This is a genomic window from Methyloceanibacter sp. (genome assembly GCF_050728395.1).
Lineage (GTDB): Bacteria > Pseudomonadota > Alphaproteobacteria > Rhizobiales > Methyloligellaceae > Methyloceanibacter.
The window spans coordinates 1-14390 of record NZ_JBOHJB010000026.1 but is presented as its reverse complement, the minus strand read 5'-3'; the positions used below and the strand labels follow the sequence as shown (position 1 = coordinate 14390).

The 14390-nt window shown below is 61.8% G+C and carries 12 protein-coding genes; 5 read left to right on the top strand and 7 right to left on the bottom strand.

Annotation, left to right across the window (positions count from 1 at the left end; all coding sequences use genetic code 11):
* The first annotated feature begins 24 nt into the window (after positions 1-24).
* The 4 genes from ACREC7_RS06630 (at position 25) to lpdA (ending at position 7165) form a co-directional block, all read left to right on the top strand.
* Positions 25-2889: a 2-oxoglutarate dehydrogenase E1 component gene (locus tag ACREC7_RS06630; RefSeq protein ID WP_431554903.1), complete on the top strand. Its 2865-nt coding sequence runs from the start codon at positions 25-27 to the stop codon at positions 2887-2889.
* A 29-nt stretch (positions 2890-2918) separates the two neighbouring features.
* Positions 2919-4280, top strand: coding sequence for a 2-oxoglutarate dehydrogenase complex dihydrolipoyllysine-residue succinyltransferase (odhB, locus tag ACREC7_RS06625; RefSeq protein ID WP_431554902.1), 1362 nt, complete (start codon positions 2919-2921; stop codon positions 4278-4280).
* 66 nt (positions 4281-4346) lie between these two features.
* Positions 4347-5738: an LIC10280 family protein gene (lfb1, locus tag ACREC7_RS06620; protein WP_431554901.1), complete on the top strand. Its 1392-nt coding sequence runs from the start codon at positions 4347-4349 to the stop codon at positions 5736-5738.
* Between the two features lie 14 nt (positions 5739-5752).
* The gene (lpdA, locus tag ACREC7_RS06615; RefSeq protein ID WP_431554900.1) at positions 5753-7165 is read left to right on the top strand and encodes a dihydrolipoyl dehydrogenase; all 1413 of its coding nucleotides are present in this window, start codon (positions 5753-5755) and stop codon (positions 7163-7165) included.
* Positions 7166-7186: 21 nt separating this feature from the next.
* On the opposite strand, the gene ACREC7_RS06610 is transcribed toward lpdA, so the two are convergent.
* Positions 7187-7915 carry a TRADD-N-associated membrane domain-containing protein gene (locus ACREC7_RS06610; RefSeq protein ID WP_431554899.1) on the bottom strand — a complete coding sequence of 243 codons (729 nt, stop codon included), beginning with the start codon at positions 7913-7915 and terminating at the stop codon, positions 7187-7189.
* A 418-nt stretch (positions 7916-8333) separates the two neighbouring features.
* Entirely contained in the window at positions 8334-9518 is a 1185-nt protein-coding gene (locus tag ACREC7_RS06605; protein WP_431554898.1) for an NAD-dependent formate dehydrogenase, read from the bottom strand.
* 326 nt (positions 9519-9844) lie between these two features.
* Between ACREC7_RS06605 and ACREC7_RS06600 the strand changes: the two genes are divergently transcribed.
* Positions 9845-10495, top strand: coding sequence for a carbonic anhydrase (locus tag ACREC7_RS06600; protein ID WP_431554897.1), 651 nt, complete (start codon positions 9845-9847; stop codon positions 10493-10495).
* 379 nt (positions 10496-10874) lie between these two features.
* On the opposite strand, the gene ACREC7_RS06595 is transcribed toward ACREC7_RS06600, so the two are convergent.
* From ACREC7_RS06595 to ACREC7_RS06575, 5 genes are all read right to left on the bottom strand, one after another.
* Complete coding sequence (locus ACREC7_RS06595) at positions 10875-11306, bottom strand: DUF1772 domain-containing protein (protein ID WP_431554896.1); 432 nt, start codon at positions 11304-11306, stop codon at positions 10875-10877.
* A 46-nt stretch (positions 11307-11352) separates the two neighbouring features.
* Complete coding sequence (locus ACREC7_RS06590) at positions 11353-12378, bottom strand: aspartate-semialdehyde dehydrogenase (protein WP_431554929.1); 1026 nt, start codon at positions 12376-12378, stop codon at positions 11353-11355.
* 122 nt (positions 12379-12500) lie between these two features.
* Positions 12501-13124: a hypothetical protein gene (locus tag ACREC7_RS06585; protein WP_431554895.1), complete on the bottom strand. Its 624-nt coding sequence runs from the start codon at positions 13122-13124 to the stop codon at positions 12501-12503.
* A gap of 44 nt (positions 13125-13168) precedes the next feature.
* Entirely contained in the window at positions 13169-13552 is a 384-nt protein-coding gene (locus tag ACREC7_RS06580) for a DoxX family protein (RefSeq protein WP_431554894.1), read from the bottom strand.
* Positions 13553-13568: 16 nt separating this feature from the next.
* Positions 13569-14261, bottom strand: a complete 693-nt coding sequence (locus ACREC7_RS06575) for a hypothetical protein (RefSeq protein WP_431554893.1) — start codon at positions 14259-14261, stop codon at positions 13569-13571.
* Between the last annotated feature and the right edge of the window lie 129 nt (positions 14262-14390).

Here is a 14390-nt window from a genome sequence, read left to right as displayed (position 1 = left end):
CAAAACCACCGCAAGGTAGATCTCATGACCAGGCACGAACTCAACGACGTGTTTGCCACCACGTCGTTTCTGCAAGGCGCGAACGCCACCTATCTCGAGCAACTCCACGCAAGCTACCGGCAGGCGCCTCACTCGGTCGGGCCCGAGTGGCAGGCGTTTTTCGCGAGCCTCGGGGACGACAAGGACGACGTGCTGTTAGAGGCGCGGGGACCGTCCTGGAAGCCGTCAGACGGGCTCAAGGCTGCCGTGCTGGCGCCGACCGCCTTCACCGAAGAGCAGGCGCTCGCCGCGGCGCAGGACACGTTGCGTGCCCGCATGCTGATCCGGAACTTCCGCACCCGCGGTCATCTCCTCGCCAAGCTCGACCCGCTCGAACTCTCGACGCGCAAGGAGCATCCGGAGCTCCGGCCCCGAACCTACGGCTTCACCAAGGCCGACTATGAGCGCCAGATCTATCTCGGCGGAGCGCTTGGACTTGAGTTCGGCACGCTGCGCCAGGTCCTCGACATCCTGAAGCGCAGCTATTGTGAGCATATCGGTACCGAATACATGCACATCTCCGACCCCGAGCAACGGGCGTGGATCCAGGAGCGCATCGAGCTTAGCGAGAATGCCGTCCGCTTCACCCCGGAGGGCAAGAAGGCGATCCTCAAGAAGCTGATCGAGGCCGAGATCTTCGAGCGCTTTCTCGACGTGAAATACACCGGCACGAAAAGGTTCGGGCTCGACGGCGGCGAGTCGGTGGTGCCGGCGCTCGAGCAGGTGATCAAGCGCGGCGGTCAGCTCGGGCTGAAGGAAATCGTCATCGGCATGCCGCATCGCGGACGCCTCAACGTGCTCGCTACCGTGATGGCGAAGCCCTACCGGGCGATCTTCAACGAGTTCAAAGGAGGCTCGGCCCATCCCGACGAGGTCGAAGGCTCGGGCGACGTGAAATATCACCTCGGCGCCTCGTCCGACCGCGAGTTCGACACGAACCGCGTGCATCTGTCGCTCACCGCCAATCCGTCGCATCTCGAGATCGTCGACCCCGTGGTGCTCGGCAAGGTGCGGGCGAAGCAGGATCAGCTTCACGACAGGGAGCGGCGGGAAGTGCTTCCGCTGCTGCTGCATGGCGATGCCGCCTTCGCCGGACAGGGCGTGGTGGCGGAATGCTTCGGGCTGTCGGGCTTGCGCGGCCACCGCACCGGCGGCTCGCTGCACTTCATCGTCAACAATCAGATCGGCTTTACCACGGCGCCGCGTTTCGCCCGCTCTTCGCCCTATCCTTCGGACGTGGCCAAGATGATCGACGCCCCAATCTTTCATGTGAACGGCGACGATCCCGAGGCCGTGGTTTACGTGACCAAACTCGCCGTCGAGTTCCGCCAGCGCTTCGGCAAGCCGGTGGTCATCGACATGTTCTGCTACCGGCGCCACGGCCATAACGAGGCCGATGAGCCAGCCTTCACCCAGCCATTGATGTATGCCCGCATCGGCGAGCATCCGCGCGTCACCGAGATCTACGGCAAGAAGCTGGTCGAGGAGGGTCTGCTCACCTCGGCGCAAGTCGAGCAGATGCACACCGACTTCCGCGCCCTGCTCGAGGAGGAGTTTGCCGCAGGCGACTCCTATCGCCCGAACCGTGCCGATTGGCTCGACGGCAAATGGTCCGGCATCGGCCATGCCGAAGAGGGCGCGCGGCGCGGCGTGACCGGCGTCGACGTCGAAAGGCTGAAGGAAATCGGCCGCAAGCTCACCACCATCCCGAAAGACTTCACGCCGCACAAGACCATCGCGCGCATCATGGCCAACCGCCGCAAGATGATCGAGGAGGGCGCCGGCATCGATTGGGCGACCGCCGAATCGCTCGCCTTCGCCACGCTTCTGACCGAGGGCTTCCGCGTGCGCCTGTCGGGGCAGGACTCTGAGCGCGGCACCTTCTCCCACCGCCATTCGGTGCTCATGGATCAGGAGAACGAGAAGAAATACACGCCGCTCAAGCACATCTCCAAGACGCAAGGCATCTTCGAGGTGATCAATTCCATGCTGTCGGAGGAGGCGGTGCTCGGCTTCGAATATGGCTACAGCCTCGCCGAGCCGAACGCTCTCGTCTTGTGGGAGGCGCAGTTCGGCGATTTCGCCAACGGCGCGCAGGTGGTCATCGACCAGTTCATCTCGTCTGGCGAGCGCAAATGGCTGCGCATGTCGGGCCTCGTCATGCTGCTGCCGCACGGCTATGAAGGCCAGGGGCCTGAGCATTCCTCGGCCAGGCTCGAGCGCTATCTCCAGCTCTGCGCCGAGGACAACTGGCAGATCGCCAATTGCACCACGCCGGCCAATTACTTCCATGTCCTGCGCCGCCAGCTGCACCGCCAGTTCCGCAAGCCGCTGGTGCTGATGACGCCTAAGTCGCTGCTCCGTCACAAGCGCGTGGTATCGACCCTGTCGCAATTCGGTGCCGGGGCGAGCTTTCACCGGGTGTTGTGGGACGATGCCCAGTTCCTGCAAGGCCAGGCGATCAAGCTCAAGACTGACGCCGAGATCAGGCGCGTGGTGCTCTGCTCCGGCAAGGTCTATTACGACCTCTATGAGGAGCGCGAGAAACGCGGCGTCGATGATGTCTATCTCCTGCGCGTGGAGCAGCTCTACCCGTTCCCGGCGCGGGCGCTGATCCAGGAGCTGTCGCGATTTTCCGACGCCGAGATGGTGTGGTGCCAGGAAGAGCCTAAGAATATGGGAGCGTGGAGCTTCATCGAGCCAAATCTTGAGTGGGTGCTCGACCATATCCAGGCGAAGCACAGGCGGCCGCGCTATGCCGGGCGTCCGGCGTCGGCGTCGACGGCGGCGGGAATCGCGCGCAAGCATCAGCTTGAACTGAAAACGCTGCTCGACGAGGCGTTGGGCTAGGCGCGACAAAGGCGAGGGGACGACAGGTCATGGCCACAGAGATCCGCGTTCCGACCCTCGGCGAATCCGTGACCGAGGCGACCGTCGGCCAATGGTACAAGCAGGCCGGCGACTGGGTCACCGCCGATGAGCCTCTGGTCGAGCTCGAGACCGACAAGGTGACGATCGAAGTGCCGGCGCCGGCCTCAGGCGTGCTTTCGGAGATTGTCGTCAAGGCAGGCGATACCGTCGCCGTGGGATCGGTGCTCGGCGCTATCGCCGAGGGCGACGGCAAGGCGAAGCCTGCGCCGGTCAAGGTCGAGACGGCCGCGCCACAGCCGGCGCCACAGCCAGTTCCGGCGCCAGTGAAATCGCCTGAGCCGCCAAAGGTGCAACCCGGCGCGCTCGAACGCGAGCCGTCGCCGCGGGAAGAGGTGAGCGACAGTGGCAACGGCAACGGCAACGGTAACGCCAAAGGCGACATGCCGCCGTCACCGGCCGCGCGCAAATATCTCGCCGAAACCGGGCTTTCGCCGGCAAGCGTGGTTGGCTCAGGCCGCCGCGGGCAAGTTCTGAAGCAGGACGTGCTGGCGCAAGCCGCCGGCGCCGCGCCGTCGGGGGCCGTCGCAACCGCGGCAGCTTCTCTTCTCGCCCGCGCGCCGGTACCGAAGGTTCCCCCCGCACCTCGTGCGCCCATCACGCCGCAGGACGAGACCCGCGAGGAGCGGGTGCGCATGACGCGGCTCCGCCAGACCATCGCCAAGCGGCTGAAGGAGGCGCAAGACACCGCCGCCATGCTCACCACGTTCAACGACGTGGACATGAGCGCGGTGATGCAGCTCAGGCGCGAATACCGCGAGGCCTTTGAGAAGAAGCACGGCGTGAAGCTCGGGCTGATGGGATTCTTCGTGAAGGCCTGCGTGCAGGCGCTGAAGGATATCCCGGCGGTCAATGCCGAGATCGACGGCACCGACATCATCTACAAGAACTACTACCATATCGGCGTTGCCGTCGGCACCGAGCGCGGGCTGGTGGTACCGGTCTTGCGCGATGCAGACCGCATGGGCCTCGCCGAAATCGAGGGGACAATCGCCGATTTCGGCACGCGCGCGCGGGAAGGCAGGCTTGGGCTCGAGGAGATGCAAGGCGGCACCTTCACCATCTCCAATGGCGGCATCTACGGCTCGCTGCTCTCCACCCCGATCCTCAATGCGCCGCAATCAGGCATCCTCGGCATGCATCGCATCGAGGAGCGCGCCGTGGTGCGCGACGGGCAGATCGTGGCGCGGCCGATGATGTATCTCGCGCTCTCCTACGACCACCGTCTGGTCGATGGCAAGGAGGCGGTCACCTTCCTGGTCCAGGTCAAGGACGCGATCGAGGATCCCAAGCGCTTGGTGCTCGATCTTTAGCGACGGCGCTGGAACGCTAGCCCGGTCACTGGTAAATGTTTCCGGCGGCAAGTCCGGGAGCCAGCGATGCGTCAGCTTAAGATGTTGCTTCGCCTATGTGTTTTGCTCGGCGTCGCTTTCGTTGCGCGCGCCGAAGGGCCTCCGCCAGAGGCGCGCACCGCCTTGATCATCGGCAATGCCGCCTATTCCTTCGCGCCGCTCAAGAACCCGATCAACGACGCAGAGGCCATGGCCAAGGCGCTCGAAGGCGCGGGCTTCAAGGTCATCAAGGAAACCGATGCCGATCAGGCGAAGATGGTGGAGGCCGTGCGTACCTTCGGCGCCGAGCTGAAACAAAGGGGCGGCGTCGGCCTGTTTTATTTCTCGGGCCATGGCACGCAGATCGACGGCGAGAACTACCTCTTGCCGGTCGGCAGCGAGTTCACGAGCCTGGAGGACGTCAAGCGAGGCTCGCTCACGGCGCTTGCCGTGGTTGACGCCATGGCCTCGGGGCGCAGCGACCTCAACATCGTCATCCTCGATGCCTGCCGCAACAACCCGATCGACCCGAACGGAGCCAAGGGGCTGTCCCGCATCGATTCCAACGCGCGCCTGTTCATCTCCTATGCCACCTCGCCTGGCCTCACGGCGCTCGACGGTGAGGGCAACAACAGTCCCTACGCCAAATATCTCTTCCAATCGATCGACGCGCCAAACCTCGACATCGAGGACACCTTCAAGCGGACCTTGAAGGGCGTCTACGTGGAGACCCATGGCGAGCAGACGCCGTGGATCTCGTCGACCTTCTTCGGCGATTTCGTGTTCCGCCCGAGCGGCGAGCCACCGTCAGCCGGCGAAGAAAAAGCGCCGGCGGAGACGGCCGAGCCGGAAGAGGCTGAGCCCAAGACCATCGACCTTGCCGGGGTCTATCGCGTCGAGGGCACCAATCCCAACGGCAGCAAATATCGCGGCATGGTGGCGCTCGCGCAAGACAACGACCAGTTCAACTTCACTTGGTGGATCGGCAAGGACGTGTTTCGCGGCAGCGGCCATTTCGCCGGCAAGATGCTGGTGGTCAATTGGGGCGACAAGACCCCGGTCATTTACACCTTCGGCGAGGAGGGCGCGCTCGACGGCGAATGGGCCGACGGCTCGGCCACGGAGACGCTCGACCTCGTGGCCAACGCGGCTCCCGGTGACATCGGTCTGTCGGAAGGCTCCTATAAGGTCGAGGGCAAGAATGCCGATGGAACCGGTTATCAGGGCGATGTCGAGATCACTAAGCAAGGCAAAGGCTATCATCTGACCTGGCAGGTCGGCAGCTCGAGCTATGAGGGCGACGGCAAGCTTGCCGGCAATCTGCTCACCGTGGATTGGGGGTCGGCGACGCCGGTGGTTTATGCGCTTGGCGAGGATGGCAGCCTGACGGGGCTATGGGACGCGGGCAAAGGCGAGGAAACACTGACGCCTGAAGAGTGAGTGCAGGGAAGGTCATGACCTACGATTTGATTGTCATCGGCACCGGTCCCGGCGGCTATGTCGCCGCCATTCGTGCGGCGCAGCTCGGAATGAAGGTCGCCGTGGTGGAGAAGCGCGCCACCCATGGCGGCACCTGCCTCAATGTCGGTTGCATCCCCTCCAAGGCGCTGCTGCATGCGAGCGAGCTTTATGCCGAGGCCGCCGACGGCGGAGCCGCGAGCGGCTTTGCCGCAATGGGCATCAAGGTGAAGCCTGAGCTCGACCTTGCCGCCATGCTCGCCTTCAAGGACGAGGGAGTGAAGGGCAATGTGCAGGGCGTCGAGTTCCTGCTCAAGAAGAACAAGATCGAGCCATTTCATGGCACCGCTAAGATCGTCGCCCCCGGCAAGGTTGAAGTCGCGGGCGGTAATGGCGGCGCGCAGACGCTTGAGGCCAAGGCCATCGTCATCGCTACCGGCTCGGAGGTCGCCGCCATTCCCGGCATCGCCATCGACGAGGAGACGGTCGTCTCTTCGACCGGCGCCCTCTCGCTTCCCAAAGTGCCGAAGCGTCTCACGGTAATCGGCGCGGGCTATATCGGGCTTGAGCTCGGTTCGGTGTGGCGGCGCCTCGGCTCGGAGGTCACCGTGGTCGAGATGCTCCCCCGCATCGCGCCCGGCCTCGACGGAGAGGTGGCCAAGCAATTTCAGCGCATCCTTGCCAAGCAAGGCATCGCCTTCAAGCTCGACACCAAGGTGCTCGGCGTCGCGACCGACGGCAAGACCTGCAAGGTCAGGCTCGAGCCGGTCAAAGGCGGGACGCAAGAGACCTTGGAGTGCGACGTGGTGCTGGTCTCGGTCGGCCGCGTGCCCAACACCCAAGGGCTTGGCTTGGCCGAGCTTGGCGTCAAAACCGACAATCGCGGGCGCATTCAAGTCGATCAGCACTTTGCCACCAACGTGCCAGGCGTCTACGCCATCGGCGACGTCATTGCCGGGCCGATGCTGGCGCATAAGGCGGAAGATGAAGGCGTCGCCGTGGCCGAGATCCTAGCCGGGCAGGCAGGTCATGTGAACTACGACGTGATCCCCAGCGTGATCTATACGGCGCCGGAGGTGGCAAGTGTCGGCAGATGCGAGGAAGAGCTGAAGGAGGCCGGCATCGCTTACAAGGTCGGCAAGTTCCCCTTCACCGCCAATGGCCGCGCCAAGGTCAACCGCACCACGGAAGGCTTCGTCAAGGTGCTGGCCGACGAGGCCACCGACCGCCTGCTCGGCGTGCATATCCTCGGCGCCGATGCCGGCACCATGATCGCGGAAGCCGCGGTGCTGATGGAGTTCGGCGGCTCGGCTGAGGACCTCGCGCGCATCTGCCACGCGCATCCGACGCTGAACGAAGCCGTCAAGGAAGCAGCCCTCGCGGCGGAAGGCCGCGCCATCCATATGTGAGTTATTGTTTCCGCGGAAGCTTTAGGCGCCCAAATACTGGTTGATGTTGGTCGAGAGTGTCTCGATCAGGGCGACCTGGGACTTGGTCTTTTCGTCCGTTGGAAGTCCATCTGAAATCTTCAAAGCCAACCCTATGTTCTGCGTGAACACAAGCTTTCGGTGGTAATCGGCCATCTTCGCCACAGTTTGATTGTACAAGTAAAAAAATACAGCCGAGATAAACTGTCCTAGGATTCCTGACGCCGCTGCTATTTTCGCAGACTCAATCTTCCCAAAAAACGTGAGTATGATACCGGCTATTATAAGAATAAGCGAAACAAATGCAGCAATAACTGTAAAGGTAAAACTCTTGTCAGCCTGGATGCGAGTCTGTAAGTAATATGCATCTATGTATTTGAAGTTTATCCTAACTAGATTTGTTACAAAATCCTGCTCTAAGGCACCCTGTAATTGCTCTGAACTTCTCCTTATTTTATCAACCCGACTGTCTGTCTTGAATATCCACTTACTCATCCCAAGTATAAAAAAATAGATCAGAGCCGCGAATATAGTAGTGTTGAGTGCAATCCAAGATAACTCATTGCGCGTCATATAAATTTCAGCCGGAACAAAAGCTAGATATAGGCCAAGAATAATGGCACACGACGCGGCAATTGTCGCTAGGAACGATTTCCAAGAGAAGGTCATCGGATAAATAACGTCGCTGTCGTCACTTGGAATTACTGCCTTAGCCCGGCTTTTTTTGTTCATGTTCACTCTTCCCTTTTCGAAGGCGTGAAATAGAGATTCTAAGCCGGGCAACGCTATCGTTAGTGTCTAACCGAGTCGCTGAACGGCGTGATCAGAACTAACCATGTGCTACTAAGGGTAGCACATTCAAGGTTTTCTCCCTTTTGATTACGACAGCTTGGACAGATCAAGCGGAGCGGACGACCAGCAGAGGGACAATCGTCGCCGAAGGCCGCGCTATCCATCTGTGACTTGCCATATGTAACTTGCGGCCTGACGGCTAAAGAAAGTTGTCATTGCCCGGCTTTACCGGGCAATCCAGTAACCACCGCCTTCATCGGTAACTTGGGGCAGGGGTTACTGGATTCCCGCTTTCGCGGGAATGACCAAGCGTGGATGGCCGGCACAATCCCGGCCATGACACGATTTGTTGCCCGATCTAAGCCGCCTCGGCGCCCTTGGTGGCGTCGCCGGCGGTGTAGGATTTGGCGCCGGTGCCGGCGAGCTTGCCCTTGTCCACGATGAGATATTCGGTACGGATCGGCTTGCCGGCGAAATAGTTCTCCAGAATCTCGCGGGTGCCTGCGGCGTAGCGCGTCTGCGCCGACAGCGAGGTGCCGGAGATATGCGGCGTCATGCCGTGATGCGGCATGGTGCGCCACGGATGGTCTTTCGGTGCCGGCTGCGGGAACCAGACGTCGCCGGCATAGCCTGCGAGCTGCCCGCTCTCCAGCGCACGCACCACGGCGTCGCGATTGACGATCTTGCCGCGGGCGGTGTTCACGATATAGCTGCCCCGCTTCATCATGCCGATCAGCTTGTCGTTGAATAGATCTTCGGTCTCGGGGTGCAGCGGCGCATTGATGGTCACCACGTCGCACACCTTCACCAGCGACTCGACCGTCGGGTGGAAGGTGAGGTCGAGCTCCTGCTCTACCTCCTTGGGCAGGCGGTGCTTGTCATAGTAGTGGAGCTTGACATCGAAGGGCTTGAGGCGACGGAGCGCGGCAAGTCCGATGCGCCCGGCGGCGACGGTGCCGACATTCATGCCTTCGAGATCGTAGGAGCGCTCGACGCTATCGGCGATGTTCCACCCGCCCCTGATCACCCAGCCATAGGCCGGGATGTAGTTGCGCACGAGCGCAAGGATCATCATCACGATGTGCTCGGAGACGCTGATCGAGTTGGAATAGGTGATCTCGGCCACGGTGACGCCTTTGTCCATGGCGGCCTGCAAATCGGTGTGATCTGAGCCGATGCCGGCGGTGATGACCAGCTTCAGCTTCTTCGCCTTGTCGAAGCGCTCCTTGGTCATATAGGCCGGCCAGAACGGCTGGGAGATGACCACCTCGGCGTCGGGCAGCTCCTTCTCGAACTCAGAGTTCGGGCCTTCCTTGTCGGAGGTCACCACCAGGGTGTGGCCGGCCTTCTCCAGGAACTTGCGAAGGCCAAGCTCGCCCGACACGCTGCCCAAAAGCTCGCCGGGCTTGAAGTCGATCTTGCTCGGCGTCGGCGTGGTCTGGCCGTCGGGGTAATGGGTGATTTTCGGAATGTCGTCGCGGGCATATTTGGGGGGATAGCCGTCGACCGGGTCGGGGTAGAGAACAGCAAGTACTTTGGCCATGTCACAAAACTCCTTGGCTTGGCGCACGCGTGAAGGCCTGCAAGCAACGGCTCGCGGCCTGCACCCTGCGTGCATGCTCGTTGTTAATCTGAGGGGTGGGGTGGAGCGCTTCAGCTCCGAGCCTCATCCCACGCGTTTCCGTCCGCCGGCGGCGCTTTTGTATCGACCTTCTCGATCGCCTAGCGCTCCTACATTCCGCCTTGAAGTCCTCGGAAATCAAGAGCCCAGATCGAAACGGCCGATAGGCGCCGCCTATCGAACCCCGCGCCCTGGACAAACGCGGCCGAGGCTGGAATGGTGCCGCGCGCCGAGGAGAGAATTGTCGCATGGGTTTGCCGAAGAGCCTGATCGAAGGTCATCGCCGCTTCTTGCGAGACAAGCATGCGCCGGAGCGCGGCCGCTATGCGCAGCTCGCCGAGCTCGGCCAGACGCCGACCGCCATGGTCATCGCCTGCTGCGACGCGAGAGCCGATGTGTCGACGATTTTCGATGCCGAGCCGGGAGACATCTTCATTCTGCGCAACGTGGCCAATCTCGTGCCGCCTTACGAGCCCGAGGGTAAATATCACGGCACCAGCGCCGGCATCGAGTTCGCCGTGCAGGGCTTGAAGGTGCCCCACCTCATCGTCCTCGGCCATTCTCATTGCGGCGGCGTGGCGGCCTACCGGCACAGGGTCAGGGACAAGGTTGCGGAGCGCGGCTTCATCGGCAGCTGGCTCACCATGCTCGACGACCTCAAGATAGACGAGAGCGAGATCTTCGAGTTCGGCGACGAGACCGCCTTCGAATTCGCCGCCATCCGTTCATCGCTGGCAAATTTGCGCACCTTCCCCTTCATCGAGAAGCGGGAGAAGGAGGGGCTGCTCTCCCTGTACGGTGTGCATTTCGACCTGGCCAGCGGCGCCCTGCTGGCGCTCGACGACAACCGCGGCAGCTTCACCGATTTGCACGCGGCTCGAGACGGCGCCATTTCTTAGCGCAAGCTCGTCCAAAGGAAGGGGCGTCACCATTAGCCGGGTGATGGCCGGCGCGAAGGCGATGAGCGTGTTGGGCGAGTGCCACCAAAGATTGTATACACATAATATGCCCGCTATAGTAGCAAACGCGCGAGGGGCGCAATTGCTGAGCGCAGCGGCAAGCCATGAACCAAGAAGTCGTCCTTCTCTTGTCGGACATACGAGCATTGCTTCTGCGATTCATGCAGAACCAACTGCCCCCGATCACGGAGCAGGAAATCCCCATGCTTGAGAAGGAGCGAGAGGAATTAGAGAGTTTCGTCAGGCGTATTGATAACGAGTTGTCATAGTTTTCTCTCCAGCCTTCCGTGAAAGCTAGAAGGCGACTGACGCCCAGAGCTTAGCGCAAGCTCGCCCAGAGGAAGACGGCGGTGGCGAGGAAGCCGAGCGCGGTCCGCACCGCATGCAGGCGCCCCCAACTCTCCATGAGCTTGCGGCCTTCCGGTCCCGCCTGCTCGAGCGGCATCGCCATCAGCCGGTTGTTGGTCGGCATGATGGCGATGAGGGTGTAGGGCCAGTTGGCGATGAGCAGGAAAGCTCCCAACAGAAAGCGCCAATCGCGTGTCTGCCACCAGGCAAGAAGCCCGAGCAGGAAGCCAACCACCGCGAGCGGGCCCTGCATGGCAAAACCGCGTTTGTAGGCGGGCTTCCATTCCGCAAGGGCAGAGCGATCGTCGAGAAGGAGACGCGCCGGCTGCTCGGCGACATTGACGTAAAGCGCCGCTCCGGAAAAAATGGCGGCGACGATGAGCGCAAGCTGTCCGGCGAACATGCCCAATCAACCGATCAAGATTGCGTAGGGTTCCGGCGGTAGCGGCTCAAGCGGCGGATTTGAGCAGATTGCGGTTGATGATCAGCTCGGCGATTTGCACCGTATTCAGCGCGGCGCCTTTGCGCAAATTGTCCGACACCACCCAGAAGGAGAGGCCGTTGTCCAGCGTCTGGTCCTCGCGGATGCGGCTGACATAGGTCGCGTAATCGCCGACGCATTCGATCGGCGTCACGTAACCGCCGGGCTCGCGCTTGTCGACCACGAGCACGCCCGGCGCCTCGCGCAAGACGCTGCGCGCCTCTTCCGCCGTGACCGGCCGCTCGAACTCGACATTGACGGCCTCGGAATGGCCGACGAACACCGGCACGCGCACGCAGGTGGCGGTGAGCTTGATCTTGGGATCGAGGACCTTCTTGGTCTCGGCCATCATCTTCCACTCTTCCTTGGTCGAGCCGTCCTCCATGAAGACGTCGATATGGGGAATGACGTTGAAGGCGATCTGCTTGGTGAAGACCTTCGGCTCGGTCGGATCGGTGACGAAGATGCCCTTGGTCTGGTCCCACAGCTCGTCCATGGCTTCCTTGCCGGCGCCGGATACCGACTGGTAGGTGGCGACGACCACGCGCTTGATGCGCGCCAGGTCATGCAGCGGCTTCAGCACCACGACGAGCTGCGCGGTCGAGCAATTCGGGTTAGCGATGATATTCTTTTTGGCGAAGCCGGCAACGGCATCGGCGTTCACTTCCGGCACGATGAGCGGAACGTCCGGGTCGAGGCGCCAGCAGGAGGAATTGTCGATGACGACGCAGCCTTGGGCGCCGATCTTCGGCGACCACTCCTTGGAGACGGCAGAGCCTGCCGACATCAGGGCAAAATCGACGCCACGGAAGTCGAAATTCGCGAGGTCGCGGCATTTGAGGCGCGCATCGCCGAAAGACACCTCGACGCCCATCGACCGGCGCGAGGCGATGGCGAACACCTCGTCGGCGGGAAACTCCCGCTCGGCAAGGATGTTGAGCATCTCCCGGCCGACATTGCCGGTGGCTCCGATGACCGCGACCTTATAACCCATGATCTGCTCCTGCACCCCTTTGCGGGCGATGTATGGGAAGGCCGGCGGAATGTAAAGCCCGCTCATGACCCATTGCAGGAGGTACTATCGACGATGCGTAGCGGTTGTGGCCGGCCTTTCGATCAACAGAAATAGGCGGCCGCGCCGATGCCAATGCCGAACATGGCGCTATCCTCGAGCACAATCCCGCCCACCATCAAGCCCGCTCCGCCACCGATGGCAAGATAGGCGCCGGTGCAGCCCATGCTATTGCTCATGGTCATCATCGGACCTGTCGGTAGTACGGCCCCCGCCGCAAGCGTGGAGGTGTCCGGACTGGTGGTACTGATCTTGAGTTTCTCAAATTCCGATTTCAGTCCCATGCGATCTCGTGAAAGCTTCTCGGCAACGCCGCCAAGACCAATCTCCAACGTCGGCAAGATGCCCTTGTTGCGCTTCGCACGATCGCGAAAAGCTTGTAGGGCGGCCCGGTCGGTAATATTGGCGCGATCCACCATCGCCTCGAGGCCGGCCTCGCCAAGTTCTCGCAGTCGATCGATTACGAAAGTGCCGTCATCCGAGAGCCGCGCTGCGGCGCTGTCCATATCCCCAACGATAACCGCGCCAGTCTCGTCGGGCGCCAGACCTCTCCGCACTTGGTCCCCTCCGACGACAACCTGCGTGGCGTTGCCGACTATGCGGGTCAGACGACTCGCGTATTTCTCAAAGCCAAGCGGGCGCAGTTGCTCAATGAAGGCATCGGTCATCGGTTTTCCCTTCTCCTCGTAGCTCTTGTGTGTTCGACCGGCGTTTACCTTAGCCTGTTATCGAGCGCCAGCGCGCCGGGGCCGGCGCCGGCCAGCACGAGGAATCCGCCGGCGATGGTGATGTTCTTCATGAAATTAATCATCTGCATCTGGTCTTCGGGATGCCAATGGAAGAAGAATCCCGCGAGCACGCAGAAGCCGGCAAGAGCGATCGCCCACCAGCGGGTGAACAGGCCGAGCAGAATGCAAAGGCCGCCTCCCGCCTCGGTCAGAATGACGAGCGGCAGCAGCATGCCCGGCACGCCATGGGCTTCCATATAGCCTTGCGCGCCGGCATAGCCGAATATCTTTTCGATGCCGCCCTGGATGAACATGATGGCCATGAGCACGCGGCCGATGGTGATGAAATAGGGTGCGGAATAGTACATTGCTTGGATCCCTCGGTTAGTTCCCCGTGCTGCTCGGCAGATCGTCCTTGAGCTTGGCGCATTTCTTGGTGGTGAACTCATTCACCATGCGTGTCACTTCCGGGCCCAGGATGTTGGCCGAATTGTCTAGCCCGGCGCCGGCATAGATCAAGGCGTAAGCGAGCATGGGCGCTTTCGCCTCGCCCCAATTGAGCGTTGCCGAGACCGCTTTGCCGTTCTCGAAGGCAACCTTGGGCGCGATCGAGACCTCGACGGCATAGGGCTCGCCTTCCGACTTCTGGGCAAGCGTGCAACGCACTTTCTGCTCGGGCAAAACCACGTCGTAATTCGCCTCGGTCATCGCCTTCACCAGCGCCTCGCGCTTGACCTCGAGCTTCGATTGGCAAACCGCCTTGCCCCAGGTCCAGGTGAACCTGCCGCCAAGCATCTTGGTGATGTCCTGCTCGCGCCAGGTCTTGACCACATCGCAAGCGACATCGTCGCCTTGCGGGTCCTTGGCGGCGAGGATGTTGCAGATCTGGACCTTGCAGGCCTTGCGCGCCTGCTTCTCCCCCCGCTCCTCGGCGGTCATCTCGGGCTTGCCGGCGTCTGGCGCGGGCGTCGCCGTTTCCGGAGGATTGTTTGAGGGATTCGTATTCTGCGCGTAGGCCGCTAGACTCAAGAGGAGCATGATGCCAGTTGCGACAAAAGCTGTCCGCGCAAATGCCATGAATCCCCTCTTCCGTGCCCATTCGCCCTAAGGCTGGCGGAGTATGGTCGGGGGCGGTGAGAGTGTCCAGCACGTGCGGCGACGGCTTGGCATCAGACTCTTTGCTCCCCCCTTGATGGGGAGCACGCG

Excerpts from the sequence above, each read along its gene's own strand:
- ACREC7_RS06630 (WP_431554903.1), top strand. The coding sequence starts at position 25 with ATGACCAGGCACGAACTCAACGACGTGTTTGCCACCACGTCGTTTCTG.
- odhB (WP_431554902.1), top strand. The coding sequence starts at position 2,919 with ATGGCCACAGAGATCCGCGTTCCGACCCTCGGCGAATCCGTGACCGAG.
- lfb1 (WP_431554901.1), top strand. The coding sequence starts at position 4,347 with ATGCGTCAGCTTAAGATGTTGCTTCGCCTATGTGTTTTGCTCGGCGTC.
- lpdA (WP_431554900.1), top strand. The coding sequence starts at position 5,753 with ATGACCTACGATTTGATTGTCATCGGCACCGGTCCCGGCGGCTATGTC.
- ACREC7_RS06610 (WP_431554899.1), bottom strand. The coding sequence starts at position 7,915 with ATGAACAAAAAAAGCCGGGCTAAGGCAGTAATTCCAAGTGACGACAGC.
- ACREC7_RS06605 (WP_431554898.1), bottom strand. The coding sequence starts at position 9,518 with ATGGCCAAAGTACTTGCTGTTCTCTACCCCGACCCGGTCGACGGCTAT.
- ACREC7_RS06600 (WP_431554897.1), top strand. The coding sequence starts at position 9,845 with ATGGGTTTGCCGAAGAGCCTGATCGAAGGTCATCGCCGCTTCTTGCGA.
- ACREC7_RS06595 (WP_431554896.1), bottom strand. The coding sequence starts at position 11,306 with ATGTTCGCCGGACAGCTTGCGCTCATCGTCGCCGCCATTTTTTCCGGA.
- ACREC7_RS06590 (WP_431554929.1), bottom strand. The coding sequence starts at position 12,378 with ATGGGTTATAAGGTCGCGGTCATCGGAGCCACCGGCAATGTCGGCCGG.
- ACREC7_RS06585 (WP_431554895.1), bottom strand. The coding sequence starts at position 13,124 with ATGACCGATGCCTTCATTGAGCAACTGCGCCCGCTTGGCTTTGAGAAA.
- ACREC7_RS06580 (WP_431554894.1), bottom strand. The coding sequence starts at position 13,552 with ATGTACTATTCCGCACCCTATTTCATCACCATCGGCCGCGTGCTCATG.
- ACREC7_RS06575 (WP_431554893.1), bottom strand. The coding sequence starts at position 14,261 with ATGGCATTTGCGCGGACAGCTTTTGTCGCAACTGGCATCATGCTCCTC.